The following is a 13,214-nucleotide window of genomic DNA, read 5'->3' on the forward strand; positions in this document are numbered from 1 at the left end:
GCGCCGCAGTGCTACGATGAAGTGTCCTTTTGCGGGAGAGCACCATGGACACCAACACGTTCACGAAGGGCATCTACACGGCCAAGGCGCATACCCAGCATGCGGGCAACGGGCAGTTCCAGGGTTACGTGATCCTCGCGCGGGACGACGGGGACGACACCGAGAACACGCGCTACGACGTCCACTCGACGAGCCCCAGCGAGGAGGAAGCGTTCGAGGAGGCAAAGGCGCTCGCGCACCGGATCCTCGGCGAAATCGAGCTGTAGCGCGCCGCCATTCGGGCGCGGCTCAGAGCAGCCGCGCCACCATCGACAGTAGCATCGTCAGCACCAGCGTCGACATGAACGGGAACGGGTAGCGCCGCCCGCCAAGCGTCAGCGTGACGTCGCCCGGCATCCGCCCGATGCCGAGCTTGCCGAGCCACGGCCAGCAGCGCGTCAGGATCATCACCGCGACGAACGACGTCATCAGCCAGCGCAGCATGTCGGCTCCCGTCAGAGTGCGTGCGAGCGGTCGCCGCGCGCGAACGCGTCGAGCGTGCCGTCGATGCCGCGCGAGAACGCGATCACCTTGAACAGCTCGCCCATCTCGGCTTCGGAAATCAGCTTCTGCACCGCGTTCGCGGCCGGCAGGAACGCGTGGATGTCCGACGGATCGATCGCGGATAGCGCATCGGTGATGCCCGCGTTCAGCAGGAAGCGCGCCTGCGACGTGTAACCGAGCAAATCGGCGCCGGTCGCGACGGCCGCGTCGTAGATGCCGGTGAATTCGACGTGCGCGGTGATGTCCTGCAGCCCCGGGTACAGGAACGGATCGTCGTGCGCATGGTGACGGTAGTGGCACATCAGCGTGCCGCGGTCGCGCTGCGGGTGGTAGTACTCGTGCGCGGGAAAGCCGTAGTCGACCAGCAGCACCGCGCCGCGCCCGAGCATCGTGCAGACGGTGCGCGTGAACGCCAGCGCGGCCTCGTGCGTCTCGGTCACGTAGCCATCCGCCGCATCGTCGAGGCCCGCGAGTACCGGCGGCAAGCCGGCCGGTGCGGCCGGACGGTCCTCGAACACGAACGCCTGCCGCGCGTCGAGCGCGACGCCGCGCTCCTGCCATGCGCCGCCCGCCTTCGCGAACAGCCGCACCGGCATCGCATCGAGCACCTCGTTGCCGACCACGACGCCGTCGAACCGCTCGGGCAGCGCATCGAGCCAGCGCACCTTCGCGGCGAGCGCCGGCGCGGCGGCCGTGATCGTGTCGTGCTGCCGCTCGCGCAGCTCGCCGGACAGGTCGACGATCAGGTAGGCGTCGAGTTCGACGCCCAGCGCGTCGAGCGCCGCGAGCAGCCCGGCCGCGAGCTTGCCCGTGCCGGCGCCGAATTCCATCACGCTGCGCGTGCCGCTCGCCGCAAGCGCTTCCGCGACCGGCTGCGCGAGCGTCTGCGCGAACAGCGGCGACAGCTCGGGCGCGGTGACGAAGTCACTGCCGTCGTCGGCGCGGCGCCCGAACTTGCGCGCGCCGCCGCTGTAATAACCGAGGCCGGGCGCATACAGCGCGCGCTCCATGAAGCGGTCGAACGGCAGCCAGCCGCCGGCCGCCGCGATCTCGTCGCGCAGTTGCGCGGCGAGGGTTTCGGACTGCGCAAGCGCGTCAGGGCCGGGAGCAGGTAAACTAGCGGGTTCGTGAGCTTTCGGGTTCATCCCGGCATTGTAAATGACCGTTTCAGCCGATATGTCGACCCAGCGCGTGGCGCTCGTCACGGGTGCCCTGGGCAGCGCGGCCGACGCCGCGTCGATCGGTCGTGCGCTCGCCACCGGATTCGCCCGGCGCGGCTGGGACGTCGCGCTGCAGCGCAGCCACGGCGCGCCGCATGCGGCAGCCGACGCACTCGTCGCCGAAGTCGCGGCGCTCGGCCGCCGCGCGGTCGTGCTCGACGCCGATCTGGCCCTGGAAGCCGACGCCGCCGGACTCGTCGCCGCATGCGGCGCGGCGCTCGGCCGGCCCGCGTGTGCGGTGTTCGTGAGCGCCAGCGCCGGCGCCGACGACGCGCACACGGTGGACGGCGCGTCGCTCGCCGCCGCCCTCGCGCGCAACGTGACGGCGCCGCTCGCGCTGGCCCGCGCGCTCGCCGATGCGACGCCCGACGCCGCGCGCGAGCACGAGGCGCTGCGCGCCTGCGCGATCCACGTGCTGGATCAGGCCCTGTTTCACCCTGCGCCGGCGCAGATGTCGCACGCGCTGATGCAGGCCGCGCTGAACCGCGCGACGTCGGCGCTGGCGCTGGCGCTCGCGCCGAAGGTGCGGGTCGCGGCGCTCGTGCGCGGCCATGCGCCGCACGCGGACGACATCGCGGCGGCCGCCTGCTATCTCGCGAGCGCGCCGGGCGTCACCGGCGCGACGCTGACCGTCGACGGCGGCGAGCACCTCGTGCCGCCCGCCGCCGGCCCGAATGAATGAACTGCGCGGAAACGCGCGGCCTGAGCGCCGCCGCCCGCGCCGCTTTGCGTGCGCGCACGCCAATTTGACTGGGACGACCATGTTTTCCGCTCTCCTGCACCCCCGCCTCGCGGACTGCCGCAGGCTCTACCTGCGCGACTACGAAGTGCACATCAACATCGGTGCGTTCGAACACGAGAAGCGCGGCGAGCAGCGCGTCGTCATCAATATCGACCTGTTCGTGCCGCTCGCGCTGTCCACCCCGGTCGACGACCGGCTGCATGAAATCGTCGACTACGATCTGATGAAGCAGAGCGTCACGCAATGCCTGGCGCGCGGCCACATCCACCTGCAGGAAACGCTGTGCGACGCGATCGCCGCGCGCCTGCTGGCGCACGATGCCGTGCGCGCGGTACGCGTCTGTACCGAGAAACCGGACGCTTATCCGGACTGCGACGCCGTCGGCGTCGAAGTCTTTCGCATCAAGGACGAGGAGCGCACATGAACGCCCCCCACATGAATGACACGGCGGCCGATGCCGCCACACTCGACACGCCCGCCGTCCCGGCCGGCCGCCCGGCGCTGACGCGCCGCGAACAGAAGGACGCGTACGAGAACAACAAGCTGTTCAAGCGGATCGTGCGCCAGGTCGGCCAGGCGATCGGCGACTTCAACATGATCGAGCAAGGCGACAAGGTGATGGTGTGCCTGTCGGGCGGCAAGGACAGCTATGCGATGCTCGACGTGCTGCTGCGCCTGCGCGAGCGCGCGCCGATCGATTTCGACATCGTCGCGGTGAACCTCGACCAGAAGCAGCCGGGCTTCCCCGAGCACGTGCTGCCGGAATACCTGAAGCAGGTCGGCGTGCCGTTCCACATCGAGAACCAGGACACCTACAGCATCGTCAAGCGGCTCGTGCCCGAGGGCAAGACGACCTGCTCGCTGTGCTCGCGGCTGCGCCGCGGGATCCTGTACCGCGTGGCCGGCGAGCTCGGCGCGACCAAGATCGCGCTCGGCCACCACCGCGACGACATCGTGCAGACGCTGCTGCTCAACATGTTCTACGGCGGCAAGCTGAAGGGGATGCCGCCGAAGCTGCAGTCGGACGACGGCAAGAACATCGTGATCCGCCCGCTCGCGTACGTGAAGGAAACCGATCTGGAGAAATACGCGGAACTGCGCGAATTCCCGATCATCCCGTGCAACCTGTGCGGCAGCCAGCCGAACCTGAAGCGCGCGGAAATGAAGGCGCTGATCCGCGAATGGGACAAGCGCTTCCCGGGCCGCGTCGAGAACATGTTCAACGCGCTCGCGAAGGTCGTGCCGTCGCACCTGATGGACACGACGCTGTACCCGTTCCAGTCGCTGCGCGCGACGGGCGAGGCCGATCCGCAGGGCGACATCGCGTTCGACGAGGAACCGTGCGCGTCGGGCGACGACAGCGCGGCGCCGGGCGGCGCCCAACCGATCTCGATCGTCCAGTTCGACGACCTGTAAGCGGGGCCGGAACCCTTGTCGGAACGGGGCCGCAAGTCCTCTTTCCGGCACTGTCGCCCCGCCGCGACAGGCCCGGGACGCCGGGGGCCGCATGCTAAAATAGGCGGCTTCGAACTCCTCTTACAGCTGGCGCCATGAATATCGTGATTTTGGCGGCAGGCACCGGCAAGCGCATGCGTTCCGCGCTGCCGAAAGTGCTTCATCCCCTGGCCGGCAGGCCGCTCCTCTCCCACGTCATCGACACCGCGCGCACGCTGCAGCCGTCCCGGCTCGTCGTCGTCGTCGGTCACGGCGCCGAGCAGGTCCAGGCCGCCGTCGCCGCGCCCGACGTCCAGTTCGCGGTGCAGGCCGAGCAGCTCGGCACCGGCCACGCGGTGCGCCAGGCGCTGCCGCTCCTCGATCCCGCGCAACCGACGCTCGTGCTGTACGGCGACGTGCCGCTCACGCGCGCGTCGACCTTGCAGCGCCTCGTCGACGCCGCGCGCGAAGGCCGCTACGGGATTCTGACGGTCACGCTCGACGATCCGACCGGCTACGGCCGCATCGTGCGCGACGCGGCCGGCTTCGTCACGCGCATCGTCGAACAGAAGGACGCATCGCCCGAACAGCTGAAGATCGCCGAGATCAACACCGGCATCATCGTCACGCCCACAGCCCAGCTGTCGATGTGGCTCGGCGCGCTGAAGAACGAGAACGCGCAGGGCGAGTACTACCTGACCGACGTCGTCGAACTGGCGATCGAGGCCGGTTTCGAGGTCGTCACCGCGCAGCCCGACGAGGAATGGGAAACGCTCGGCGTGAACAGCAAGGCGCAGCTCGCCGAGCTCGAACGCATCCACCAGCGCAACATCGCCGACGCACTGCTCGTCGCGGGCGTCACGCTCGCCGATCCGGCGCGCGTCGACGTGCGCGGCACGCTGCGCTGCGGGCGCGACGTGTCGATCGACGTGAACTGCGTGTTCGAAGGCAACGTGACGCTCGCCGACAACGTGACGATCGGCGCGAACTGCGTGATCCGCAACGCGTCGGTCGGCGCGGGCACGCGCATCGACGCGTTCACGCACATCGACGGCGCCGAGCTCGGCGCGCACACCGTGATCGGCCCGTACGCGCGGCTGCGCCCCGGCGCGCAACTCGCGGACGAAGCGCACGTCGGCAACTTCGTCGAGGTGAAGAACGCGGTGATCGGCCACGGCTCGAAGGCGAACCACCTCACGTACATCGGCGACGCCGACATCGGCGCGCGCGTGAACATCGGCGCGGGCACGATCACCTGCAACTACGACGGCGCGAACAAGTTCCGCACCGTGATCGAGGACGACGTGTTCGTCGGCTCCGACACGCAGCTCGTCGCGCCCGTGCGCGTCGGCCGCGGCGTGACGATCGCCGCCGGCACGACGATCTGGAAGGACGTGGCCGACGGCCTGCTCGCGTTGAACGAGAAGACCCAGACCGCGAAGAGCGGCTACGTCCGCCCGGTCAAGAAGAAAAGCTGAACCTTTTGCGGGCGCCCCGACGGCGTCCGCGTCGACTTACAGGACTCACTCATTCATGTGCGGCATTGTCGGCGCAGTTGCGCAGCGTAATATCGTTCCGGTGCTGATCGAAGGATTGCGGCGCCTCGAATACCGTGGCTACGACTCGTGCGGCGTCGCCGTGCTCGAGCCGGACGCACCGAAGCGCGCGCGCAGCGTCGCACGCGTCGCCGATCTCGACGCGCAGGTGCGCGAATCGCACCTCGAAGGCACCACCGGCGTCGCGCACACGCGCTGGGCGACGCACGGCGCGCCCGTCACGCACAACGCGCACCCGATCTTCTCGTCGAACGCGCTCGCACTCGTCCACAACGGCATCATCGAGAACTTCGAATCGCTGCGCGAAGCGCTGCGCGCGAAGGGCTACGAATTCGTGTCGCAGACCGACACCGAAGTGATCGCCCACCTCGTGCACAGCCTGTATCGCGGCAACCTGTTCGACGCGGTGCGCGAGGCGGTCGGCCAGCTGCACGGCGCGTATGCGATCGCCGTGATCCACAAGGACCAGCCGCACACCGTCGTCGGCGCGCGCCAGGGTTCGCCGCTCGTGGTCGGCCACGGCGACGGCGAGAACTTCCTCGCGTCCGACGCACTCGCGCTCGCGGGCAGCACCGACCGCTTCACGTTCCTCGAGGAAGGCGACGTGTGCGAGCTGTCGCTCGACGGCGTGAAGATCGTCGACCGCAACGGCGCCACCGTGCAGCGCGAGATCCGCGTGGTCAGCGCCTACGGCGGCGCGGTCGAACTCGGGCCGTATCGCCACTTCATGCAGAAGGAAATCTTCGAGCAGCCGCGCGCGATCAGCGATACCGTGCCCCAGGCGGACGCATTCGACGCGACGCTGTTCGGTGACGCCGCGCCCGCCGCGTTCGCGGACATCGACAGCCTGCTGATCCTCGCGTGCGGTACGAGCTACTACTCGGGCCTGACCGCGAAGTACTGGCTCGAATCGATCGCGAAGATCCCGACCCAGGTCGAGATCGCGAGCGAATACCGCTACCGCGAATCGGTGCCGAACCCGCGCCAGCTCGTGCTGGTGATCTCGCAGTCGGGCGAGACCGCCGACACGCTCGCCGCGCTCAAGCACGCGCAGTCGCTCGGCCATACGCATACGCTCGCGGTCTGCAACGTCGCGACGAGCGCGATGGTGCGCCTCACCGAAATGCAGTTCCTGACGCACGCGGGCACCGAGATCGGCGTCGCGTCGACGAAGGCGTTCACGACGCAGCTCGTCGCGCTGTTCGTGCTGGCGGCCACGCTCGGCAAGCTGCGCGGGCACGTCGATGCCGCGCAGGAAGCCGAATTCCTGAAGCAGCTGCGCCATCTGCCGGCCGCGCTGAACAGCGTGCTCGCGCTGGAGCCGCAGATCATCGCGTGGTCGGAGGAATTCGCGCGCAAGGAAAACGCGCTGTTCCTCGGCCGTGGGCTGCACTACCCGATCGCGCTCGAAGGCGCGCTGAAGCTGAAGGAAATCTCGTACATCCACGCCGAGGCCTATCCGGCCGGCGAACTGAAGCACGGGCCGCTCGCGCTCGTCACGGAAGCGATGCCGGTCGTCACGGTCGCGCCGAACGACACGCTGCTCGAGAAGCTGAAGTCGAACATGCAGGAAGTGCGTGCGCGCGGCGGCGAGCTGTACGTGTTCGCCGATGCCGACACGCAGATCGTCAACGACGACGGCCTGCACGTGATCCGGATGCCGGAGCACTACGGGCAACTGTCGCCGATCCTGCACGTCGTGCCGCTGCAATTGCTCGCGTATCACACCGCGTGCGCGCGCGGCACCGACGTCGACAAGCCGCGGAACCTCGCGAAGTCGGTGACGGTGGAATAAGGCGGGAAGCCGGGATAGCCTCCGCCGGGCCGTCCCGGGCGCGGTCCGTCGTGAAGCAGGCCATTCGGCCAGGTCGAAATATATACCACCTGGTGGTATATAATCCTGTGCAAACTCGACCGACCCGACATGCCTGCTTCCGTACGACGCGTCTTCAAGACGAAGTGGTTTCACAAGGCAGCGAGAAAATCAGGTATCGCCGATGCCGAACTCTGCCGCGTCGCGCAGGAACTGGCACGCGGCCAGGGCACCGAGCTCGGCGGCAACGTCTGGAAAAAGCGCCTGGACGGCAATCGGCAGCGCGGGATCGTGCTGAGCAAGGTCGGGCGAGCGTGGGTGTTCGTGTTCCTGTTCGCGAAACGCGATCGGGACGACATCGACGAACGCGAACTGCGCGCCTTCAGAAAGCTCGCCGCGGATATCGGGCGCCGCAGCGACACCGAGGTCGCGACGCTGATCGCACTTAAAGAGCCTGTGGAGATTTGCAATGGCTAAGAGTCGATTCAAGAGCGATGCGACGGAGGCGATTCACAGCGCCGCGTCGGGCCTCTATTGCGCCAAGCTGATCGACAAGAAGACGATGCGCGAATACGACGATCTCTGCATCGAAGCCGCGCCGCAGTTCGACCCCGAGGCAATCGCCCGCATCCGCAAATCCGTCAACGTCAGCCAGAGTGTGTTCGCGCTCTACCTGAACACGACGGCTTCGACGATCCGCCAATGGGAACAGGGCGACAAGCGGCCGAGCGGCATCGCCGCCCGGATGCTGCAGATCGTCGAGAAGCACGGGCTCGAGGTGTTCTCCTGAGCCACTGCCCCGAATGCGCATGCACGGCCGGCTGAACGCGGGTCGCAAGGAATATGACGGAGAGACAATGGTAAGACTGATTGGATGCGGTGTGCTGGCGCTGACGTTCGCGTCGACGGGCTGGGCCGCCGAGCATTACGTCGAGGTCTGGAACCCGCCCGAGGCGCGGAAGCCGGCAGCCCATGCGCCGGAAGCCCGTACGCCAGAAGCCCGTATGCCGGCCACGCACACGGGCGCCGACGCGCGCACCGGCAAGAGCGCGGAGAAGCACGCGAACGCCACCCCGAAAGCCGCGGCGAAACCGCACAAGCGCCGCGTCGCGCAGGCGGTGAAAGCCGATTCGCATCGCCCGCCCGCGGCCGGGACGCCGGCCGCTCCACGCCCCGTTGCGCAGCCCGCACCGGGACGCCTGACGGTGATGCAGCCGGCTGCGCCCGATGCGCCGCACGCACTGAATTACTCCAACATCCCGCGTCAATACACGCCGGACGGCAACGTGCTGCAGGTCGGCACGCACGGCCGCGCCGCGGAGGTGACTCGATAATGGAAGCGCAAACCTACCACGGCTACCAGATCTGGGGCCACGCGATCCTGCAGCAGGACGAGATCCTGCAACCCGAGCGCTTCGCGGCGAGCGGCACGATCACGCAGAACAACAAGCTGGTCGAGGCGTCGGGCGTGCTCGGTGTGTTCGACACCGAGGACGACGCGCGCGAAGCAGGGCTCGAATGGGCCCGCGCCTGGATCGACAGCCACCGCTGAGCCAGCGCCGGCCGCACTCCGCACATGAAAAAAGGGGCGTCATGGACGCCCCTTTCCTCGTCGACCCCGAACAACTCAGGCTGCAGGCCGTGGCGGCCGCATTGCCGTCTGCGGCCGGCCGACGAGCCGTGCCAGCCCGACGATCGTGGCCAGTGTCGCGAGGTACGCGACGATCTGGATCCCCGCCGGACGCGCGGTATAGCCGATCAGCGCATGCAGCGCCTTGCCGACGAGGCTCGAATCCTTGAGCAGCCACGACGTATCCCAGATCGTATCGCCCCACGACGGCACGAGGCCCGCCGAGAGCAGGAAGCCGACGCACTGGCTGGCCATCCCTGCCGCGAGCAGCACGATCAGCCAGTTGGTGACGGAGAACAGGCGCTTCAGCGGAATCTGCAGCAGACCCGCATACATCCCGTAGCCGAGCCCGGCGCCGCCCAGCACACCCAGCAGCCCGCCGACGATCATCTGCGGCGTCTGCCCCGGATCGCCCGCCGCGATGCCGTACAGGAACAGCACGGCCTCGGAGCCTTCGCGCAATACCGCGACGCCGACCACGATCGCCAGCCCCGTCAGCGGCTTGCTGCCGTCCGCGACGGCGCGCCCGACCGCGGTCATCTGCATCGCCATCTCGCGGCCGTGCCGGCTCATCCAGATGCTGTGCCACGCGAGCATCAGCGTCGCGACGAACATCACGCCCGCATTGAAGACTTCCTGCCCCATGCCGGACGCCCACTGCGAGATCCCGTCGGCGAACGCGGCGATCAGGCCGGCGCCGATCACGCCGCCCGCCAGCCCGCCGCCGACCCACCAGCCGCGCCGCGGCACGCCCTTGGTGGCGGCCATCACGATCGACACCACCAGCGCGGCCTCGAGCACTTCACGAAAGACGATCAGGGCAGTAGACAACATGGCGATATGGGCTTACTTGACGGTGAGGTGCGTCTTCGACTGCGCTTCGTGATACTCGTCGTGGAATTCGTACGTGCCGGCCTTCAGCGGCCCGACCAGGATCTCCACCGACTTGCCGGCTGGCACGACCTTCTCCGCCTTGAAGTCGTCGCTCTCGAATTCGGCAGGCGTCGCGTCGAGGTTCTTCACGACGAACTTCACCTTCTTGCCGGCCGGGATCGTCACGCCATCGGGCGAAAACTTGTGGTCCTTCAGGGTCAGATTGACGACATCGTCGGCCGCGAATGCGGACGTGGCCGATGCGCCCAGCAGGGCCAGCGCGAAGCCGAAAGCAAAACGGTTCATGAGCGTAACGAATTGAAATATCGAAGGGAACCGATACTAAGATCGATTCGCATTTTCAACTCGCGTACCCTTACTGGCGACATGGTGATCCCGCTTCATGGATCGCCGTCGCGCGTTGCCCGGCAAGGCATCCGCCCCGCCGCGCCCGGAACGCTTCGCCGTCAATCGGGATAAATTCCGAATGACGTCAAAGGCGCGACCGCGATTCGTCAGACTTCACGCTTACAACCGTCTGTCGCTGCAGCGACGCCGCGACACGGATTTCCCGCAACACGGGTACGCTTGACCTTCCCACCGTGGCAAGCTTCATGCTGTCGATGCTTGTCAATCGTCAACTCAGGAGAACACGATGGAATTCGAAGTCCAGGACATGACCTGCGGCGGCTGCGCCAACGCCATCACGCGCGCGGTAACGGCCGCCGATCCCGCCGCGAAGCTCGACATCGACGTCGCGGCGAAGATCGTCAAGGTCGAATCGGCGCAAGGCGCCGAGCGCGTGCAGTCGATCATCGAAGCCGCCGGCTTCCACCCCGCGCTGCGCGCCGCATAACGTCCGCACCCTGCGAACCGCGGGCACACCGCCGACCGGCGCTGCGCCCGCGCCCGATTGCGCGTCAGCGCAGCCGGATCAGCGTCGATTTCAGCTCGGTGTATTTCTCGAGCGCATGCAGCGACTTGTCGCGGCCGTTGCCCGACTGCTTGTAGCCGCCGAACGGGAAGTTCATGTCGCCGCCCTCGTCGTAGCAGTTCACCCAGACGGTGCCCGCACGCAGCCGGCGCGACACGTCGTGCGCGGTCGTCAGGTTCGACGTCCACACGGCCGCCGCCAGCCCGTATTCGGTGTCGTTCGCGATCCGCACCGCTTCGTCGACATCGTCGAACACGATCACCGACAGCACGGGCCCGAAGATCTCCTCGCGCGCGATCTTCGCGTCGGGCTTCACCTCGAACACCGTCGGCTCCACGTAGAAGCCGCCCGTTTCCGCTTTCACGCGCGCACCACCCGTGACGAGCCGGCCTTCGCTGCGACCGGCCTCGATATAGCCGAGCACGCGCTCGAGCTGGATGCCGTCGACGATCGCGCCCATCGACACCGACGGATCGAGCGGATTGCCGGGCACGTACGCGCGTGCGGCCGCGACGAGCTTCTCGATGAACGCGTCCTTGATGTCGCGATGCACGAGCAGGCGCGAGCCTGCCGTGCACATCTCGCCCATGTTGTAGAAGATCGCGCCGGCAGCCGCCTGCGCCGCGCGGTCGAGATCGGGACAATCGGGCAGCACGATGTTCGGCGACTTGCCGCCGAGTTCGAGCCACGCGCGCTTCAGGTTCGACTGCGCGGCGTACTGCATGATCAGCTTGCCGACCGCCGTCGAGCCCGTGAACGCGATGCAGTCGACGTCGCGATGCAGCGCGAGCAGCTTGCCCGGCTCGCCCGCGCCAGGCACGACGTTGAACACGCCGGCGGGAATGCCGGCCTCAACCGCGAGTTGCGCGACACGGATCGCGGTCAGCGGCGATTTCTCCGACGGCTTCAGCACGACGCTGTTGCCGGCCGCGAGCGCGGGACCGAATTTCCACGCGGCCATCAGGATCGGGAAGTTCCACGGCACGACGGCGGCCACCACGCCGACCGGCTCACGCGTGACGAGACCGACGAGATGATGATCGGCCGGCGCAACCTCGCCGCCCACCTTGTCGATCGCTTCGGCAAACCATTCGACGCAGTACGCGGCGCCCGGCACGTCGACCGTCGTCGTGTCGCCGATCGGCTTGCCGGCGTCGAGGGTCTCGAGCAGTGACAGCTCGTCGAGATGCTCGCGCATCAGCGCGGCCCAGCGCAGCAGCACGGCCTTGCGCGCACGCGGGTTCAGCCCGGCCCACACGCCCGCGTCGAACGCGCGGCGCGCGGCCGCGACGGCCGCGTTCACGTCGGCTTCGCCGCAATCGGCGACCTTCGCGAGCACGCGGCCGTCGATCGGGCTCACGCAGTCGAACGTCTTGCCGCCGTGCGCGTCGCGCGACGCGCCGTCGATGAATGCGCCCCCTTCGATCTCGAGCGACGCCGCCTTGTCCTGCCAGTCAGCCAAAGTCAACTTGTTCATCAGGATGCCTCAGTTTTTTGGCATTCGCGATGCGGCACGCCGCTGCGCATGACGCGCAGCCGGCCGGCAGCGAATGCAGTGACGCGCGGGGGGAGTTCAGAAGGTCGCCGGCGAATTGGCCGAGACAACCTCGCAGATCAGGTCCGCGCTGGGATTGCGAAAACGGTGCGGCAAACGGCTTTCGAAGTAGTAGCCGTCTCCGGGGTCCAGCAGCCACGTCGCGCCGTCGACGGTCAGCTCGAGCCGGCCCGACACGACGACTCCGCCCTCGTGCCCCGCGTGCACGAGCATCTCGGGCCCCGTATCGGCCTGCGGCTGGTAGATCTCGCGCAGGATGCACATGTTGCGATCCTTCATGCTCGCGCCGACCAGATGAAACGCGAGCGTGTCGTTGCCGAGGTTCGGCATTTCGTCGCGACGCGACACGACCGAGCGCGATTCGACGAGCTCGAACGTGAAGAACTCCGCGAGACTCATCGGGATGCATTCGAGCAGCTTCTTCAACGAGCCGACCGACGGGCTCACGCGGCCCTGTTCGATCAGCGAGATCGTGCCGTTGGTCACGCCGGCCCGCTTCGCGAGTTCGCGCTGCGACAGGCCATGCTTGTTGCGCACGAAACGCAGGCGCTCGGCGACTTCGGTGGACATCGATTCGGTTTCGGACACGATAAGTGCGATGACAAAGTGAAACGACGCGGTGGACAGCCGTTGAATATTCTAATCACTTTATGCCGCACATCAGCGGGGAAAACCCTGAAAGGCGTTCGAAATAATGAACACCCCGTCGATTATTCCTTTTGCGAATCTTTTGTTCGCACTGCTCGGGAAAGCCCTGATACAGCACCGTTAAAAAACATTTGACGCCGTTTTTGGCTCGTATATGCTGGCTCTCAGGTTAGCGTCATCAAGCATTCATCGGCAGCAAAAAACGTTATTGCAACGCAAAAATTGATGCCCATCAATGTAAATAACGCGTAACCGGCGCCTTGATT

The 13,214-nt window shown here is 67.3% G+C and carries 17 protein-coding genes; 11 read left to right on the forward strand and 6 right to left on the reverse strand.

All coding sequences use genetic code 11. The features are described from left to right. Positions 1-44: 44 nt before the first annotated feature. Entirely contained in the window at positions 45-266 is a 222-nt protein-coding gene (locus tag CFB39_RS16555; RefSeq protein ID WP_069249042.1) for a hypothetical protein, read from the forward strand. 22 nt (positions 267-288) lie between these two features. On the opposite strand, the gene CFB39_RS16560 is transcribed toward CFB39_RS16555, so the two are convergent. Both CFB39_RS16560 and CFB39_RS16565 read right to left on the reverse strand, forming a co-directional pair. Continuing rightward, on the reverse strand, positions 289-483 hold the full coding sequence (locus tag CFB39_RS16560; protein WP_039355363.1) for a DUF2905 domain-containing protein: 195 nt from the start codon (positions 481-483) through the stop codon (positions 289-291). A gap of 11 nt (positions 484-494) precedes the next feature. Next, positions 495-1,688, reverse strand: coding sequence for a class I SAM-dependent methyltransferase (locus CFB39_RS16565; protein ID WP_089473668.1), 1,194 nt, complete (start codon positions 1,686-1,688; stop codon positions 495-497). A gap of 13 nt (positions 1,689-1,701) precedes the next feature. On the opposite strand from CFB39_RS16565, the gene CFB39_RS16570 reads away from it, so the two are divergent. The 9 genes from CFB39_RS16570 (at position 1,702) to CFB39_RS16610 (ending at position 8,860) form a co-directional block, all read left to right on the forward strand. Further along, positions 1,702-2,445 (forward strand): SDR family oxidoreductase, encoded by a 744-nt coding sequence (locus CFB39_RS16570; protein ID WP_089473669.1) that lies wholly within the window; start codon positions 1,702-1,704, stop codon positions 2,443-2,445. 79 nt (positions 2,446-2,524) lie between these two features. After that, the gene (locus CFB39_RS16575) at positions 2,525-2,929 is read left to right on the forward strand and encodes a dihydroneopterin aldolase (protein WP_039355357.1); all 405 of its coding nucleotides are present in this window, start codon (positions 2,525-2,527) and stop codon (positions 2,927-2,929) included. Further along, the gene (gene ttcA, locus CFB39_RS16580; protein ID WP_089473670.1) at positions 2,926-3,921 is read left to right on the forward strand and encodes a tRNA 2-thiocytidine(32) synthetase TtcA; all 996 of its coding nucleotides are present in this window, start codon (positions 2,926-2,928) and stop codon (positions 3,919-3,921) included. The genes CFB39_RS16575 and ttcA overlap by 4 nt, the downstream gene beginning before the upstream one ends. Positions 3,922-4,055: 134 nt before the next feature. Further along, positions 4,056-5,417: a bifunctional UDP-N-acetylglucosamine diphosphorylase/glucosamine-1-phosphate N-acetyltransferase GlmU gene (glmU, locus tag CFB39_RS16585; RefSeq protein WP_089473671.1), complete on the forward strand. Its 1,362-nt coding sequence runs from the start codon at positions 4,056-4,058 to the stop codon at positions 5,415-5,417. A 55-nt stretch (positions 5,418-5,472) separates the two neighbouring features. Then, positions 5,473-7,290, forward strand: coding sequence for a glutamine--fructose-6-phosphate transaminase (isomerizing) (gene glmS, locus CFB39_RS16590; RefSeq protein WP_089473672.1), 1,818 nt, complete (start codon positions 5,473-5,475; stop codon positions 7,288-7,290). Between the two features lie 129 nt (positions 7,291-7,419). After that, entirely contained in the window at positions 7,420-7,785 is a 366-nt protein-coding gene (locus tag CFB39_RS16595; RefSeq protein ID WP_089473673.1) for a type II toxin-antitoxin system RelE/ParE family toxin, read from the forward strand. After that, positions 7,778-8,098, forward strand: coding sequence for a DNA-binding transcriptional regulator (locus CFB39_RS16600; RefSeq protein ID WP_089473674.1), 321 nt, complete (start codon positions 7,778-7,780; stop codon positions 8,096-8,098). The genes CFB39_RS16595 and CFB39_RS16600 overlap by 8 nt, the downstream gene beginning before the upstream one ends. Before the next feature lie 67 nt (positions 8,099-8,165). Further along, positions 8,166-8,642 (forward strand): hypothetical protein, encoded by a 477-nt coding sequence (locus CFB39_RS16605; RefSeq protein ID WP_089473675.1) that lies wholly within the window; start codon positions 8,166-8,168, stop codon positions 8,640-8,642. Further along, the gene (locus CFB39_RS16610) at positions 8,642-8,860 is read left to right on the forward strand and encodes a hypothetical protein (protein WP_021162109.1); all 219 of its coding nucleotides are present in this window, start codon (positions 8,642-8,644) and stop codon (positions 8,858-8,860) included. Before CFB39_RS16605 ends, CFB39_RS16610 begins: the two co-directional genes overlap by 1 nt. Before the next feature lie 75 nt (positions 8,861-8,935). Here the strand turns inward: CFB39_RS16610 and CFB39_RS16615 are convergent, their stop codons facing one another. Both CFB39_RS16615 and CFB39_RS16620 read right to left on the reverse strand, forming a co-directional pair. Next, on the reverse strand, positions 8,936-9,772 hold the full coding sequence (locus CFB39_RS16615) for an FTR1 family protein (protein WP_089426492.1): 837 nt from the start codon (positions 9,770-9,772) through the stop codon (positions 8,936-8,938). Between the two features lie 12 nt (positions 9,773-9,784). Continuing rightward, positions 9,785-10,117 (reverse strand): cupredoxin domain-containing protein, encoded by a 333-nt coding sequence (locus tag CFB39_RS16620; RefSeq protein ID WP_011353437.1) that lies wholly within the window; start codon positions 10,115-10,117, stop codon positions 9,785-9,787. A gap of 349 nt (positions 10,118-10,466) precedes the next feature. On the opposite strand from CFB39_RS16620, the gene CFB39_RS16625 reads away from it, so the two are divergent. Next, positions 10,467-10,667 (forward strand): heavy-metal-associated domain-containing protein, encoded by a 201-nt coding sequence (locus CFB39_RS16625; protein ID WP_011353438.1) that lies wholly within the window; start codon positions 10,467-10,469, stop codon positions 10,665-10,667. A 64-nt stretch (positions 10,668-10,731) separates the two neighbouring features. On the opposite strand, the gene CFB39_RS16630 is transcribed toward CFB39_RS16625, so the two are convergent. Continuing rightward, positions 10,732-12,222, reverse strand: coding sequence for an aldehyde dehydrogenase (locus tag CFB39_RS16630; protein WP_089473676.1), 1,491 nt, complete (start codon positions 12,220-12,222; stop codon positions 10,732-10,734). Positions 12,223-12,318: 96 nt separating this feature from the next. Next, positions 12,319-12,870, reverse strand: coding sequence for a cupin domain-containing protein (locus CFB39_RS16635; protein ID WP_089426670.1), 552 nt, complete (start codon positions 12,868-12,870; stop codon positions 12,319-12,321). Positions 12,871-13,214 lie beyond the last annotated feature (344 nt).

It is taken from the genome of Burkholderia sp. AU6039, from assembly GCF_002223365.1.
GTDB lineage: Bacteria > Pseudomonadota > Gammaproteobacteria > Burkholderiales > Burkholderiaceae > Burkholderia.

Bases quoted from the DNA above. Each gene is read 5' to 3' on its own strand.
- CFB39_RS16555 (WP_069249042.1), top strand. From the start codon at position 45: ATGGACACCAACACGTTCACGAAGGGCATCTACACGGCCAAGGCGCAT.
- CFB39_RS16575 (WP_039355357.1), top strand. From the start codon at position 2,525: ATGTTTTCCGCTCTCCTGCACCCCCGCCTCGCGGACTGCCGCAGGCTC.
- CFB39_RS16625 (WP_011353438.1), top strand. From the start codon at position 10,467: ATGGAATTCGAAGTCCAGGACATGACCTGCGGCGGCTGCGCCAACGCC.
- CFB39_RS16610 (WP_021162109.1), top strand. From the start codon at position 8,642: ATGGAAGCGCAAACCTACCACGGCTACCAGATCTGGGGCCACGCGATC.
- CFB39_RS16570 (WP_089473669.1), top strand. From the start codon at position 1,702: ATGACCGTTTCAGCCGATATGTCGACCCAGCGCGTGGCGCTCGTCACG.
- CFB39_RS16615 (WP_089426492.1), bottom strand. From the start codon at position 9,772: ATGTTGTCTACTGCCCTGATCGTCTTTCGTGAAGTGCTCGAGGCCGCG.
- CFB39_RS16565 (WP_089473668.1), bottom strand. From the start codon at position 1,688: ATGAACCCGAAAGCTCACGAACCCGCTAGTTTACCTGCTCCCGGCCCT.
- glmS (WP_089473672.1), top strand. From the start codon at position 5,473: ATGTGCGGCATTGTCGGCGCAGTTGCGCAGCGTAATATCGTTCCGGTG.
- CFB39_RS16635 (WP_089426670.1), bottom strand. From the start codon at position 12,870: ATGTCCACCGAAGTCGCCGAGCGCCTGCGTTTCGTGCGCAACAAGCAT.
- CFB39_RS16600 (WP_089473674.1), top strand. From the start codon at position 7,778: ATGGCTAAGAGTCGATTCAAGAGCGATGCGACGGAGGCGATTCACAGC.
- glmU (WP_089473671.1), top strand. From the start codon at position 4,056: ATGAATATCGTGATTTTGGCGGCAGGCACCGGCAAGCGCATGCGTTCC.
- CFB39_RS16620 (WP_011353437.1), bottom strand. From the start codon at position 10,117: ATGAACCGTTTTGCTTTCGGCTTCGCGCTGGCCCTGCTGGGCGCATCG.
- ttcA (WP_089473670.1), top strand. From the start codon at position 2,926: ATGAACGCCCCCCACATGAATGACACGGCGGCCGATGCCGCCACACTC.
- CFB39_RS16560 (WP_039355363.1), bottom strand. From the start codon at position 483: ATGCTGCGCTGGCTGATGACGTCGTTCGTCGCGGTGATGATCCTGACG.
- CFB39_RS16630 (WP_089473676.1), bottom strand. From the start codon at position 12,222: ATGAACAAGTTGACTTTGGCTGACTGGCAGGACAAGGCGGCGTCGCTC.
- CFB39_RS16605 (WP_089473675.1), top strand. From the start codon at position 8,166: ATGGTAAGACTGATTGGATGCGGTGTGCTGGCGCTGACGTTCGCGTCG.
- CFB39_RS16595 (WP_089473673.1), top strand. From the start codon at position 7,420: ATGCCTGCTTCCGTACGACGCGTCTTCAAGACGAAGTGGTTTCACAAG.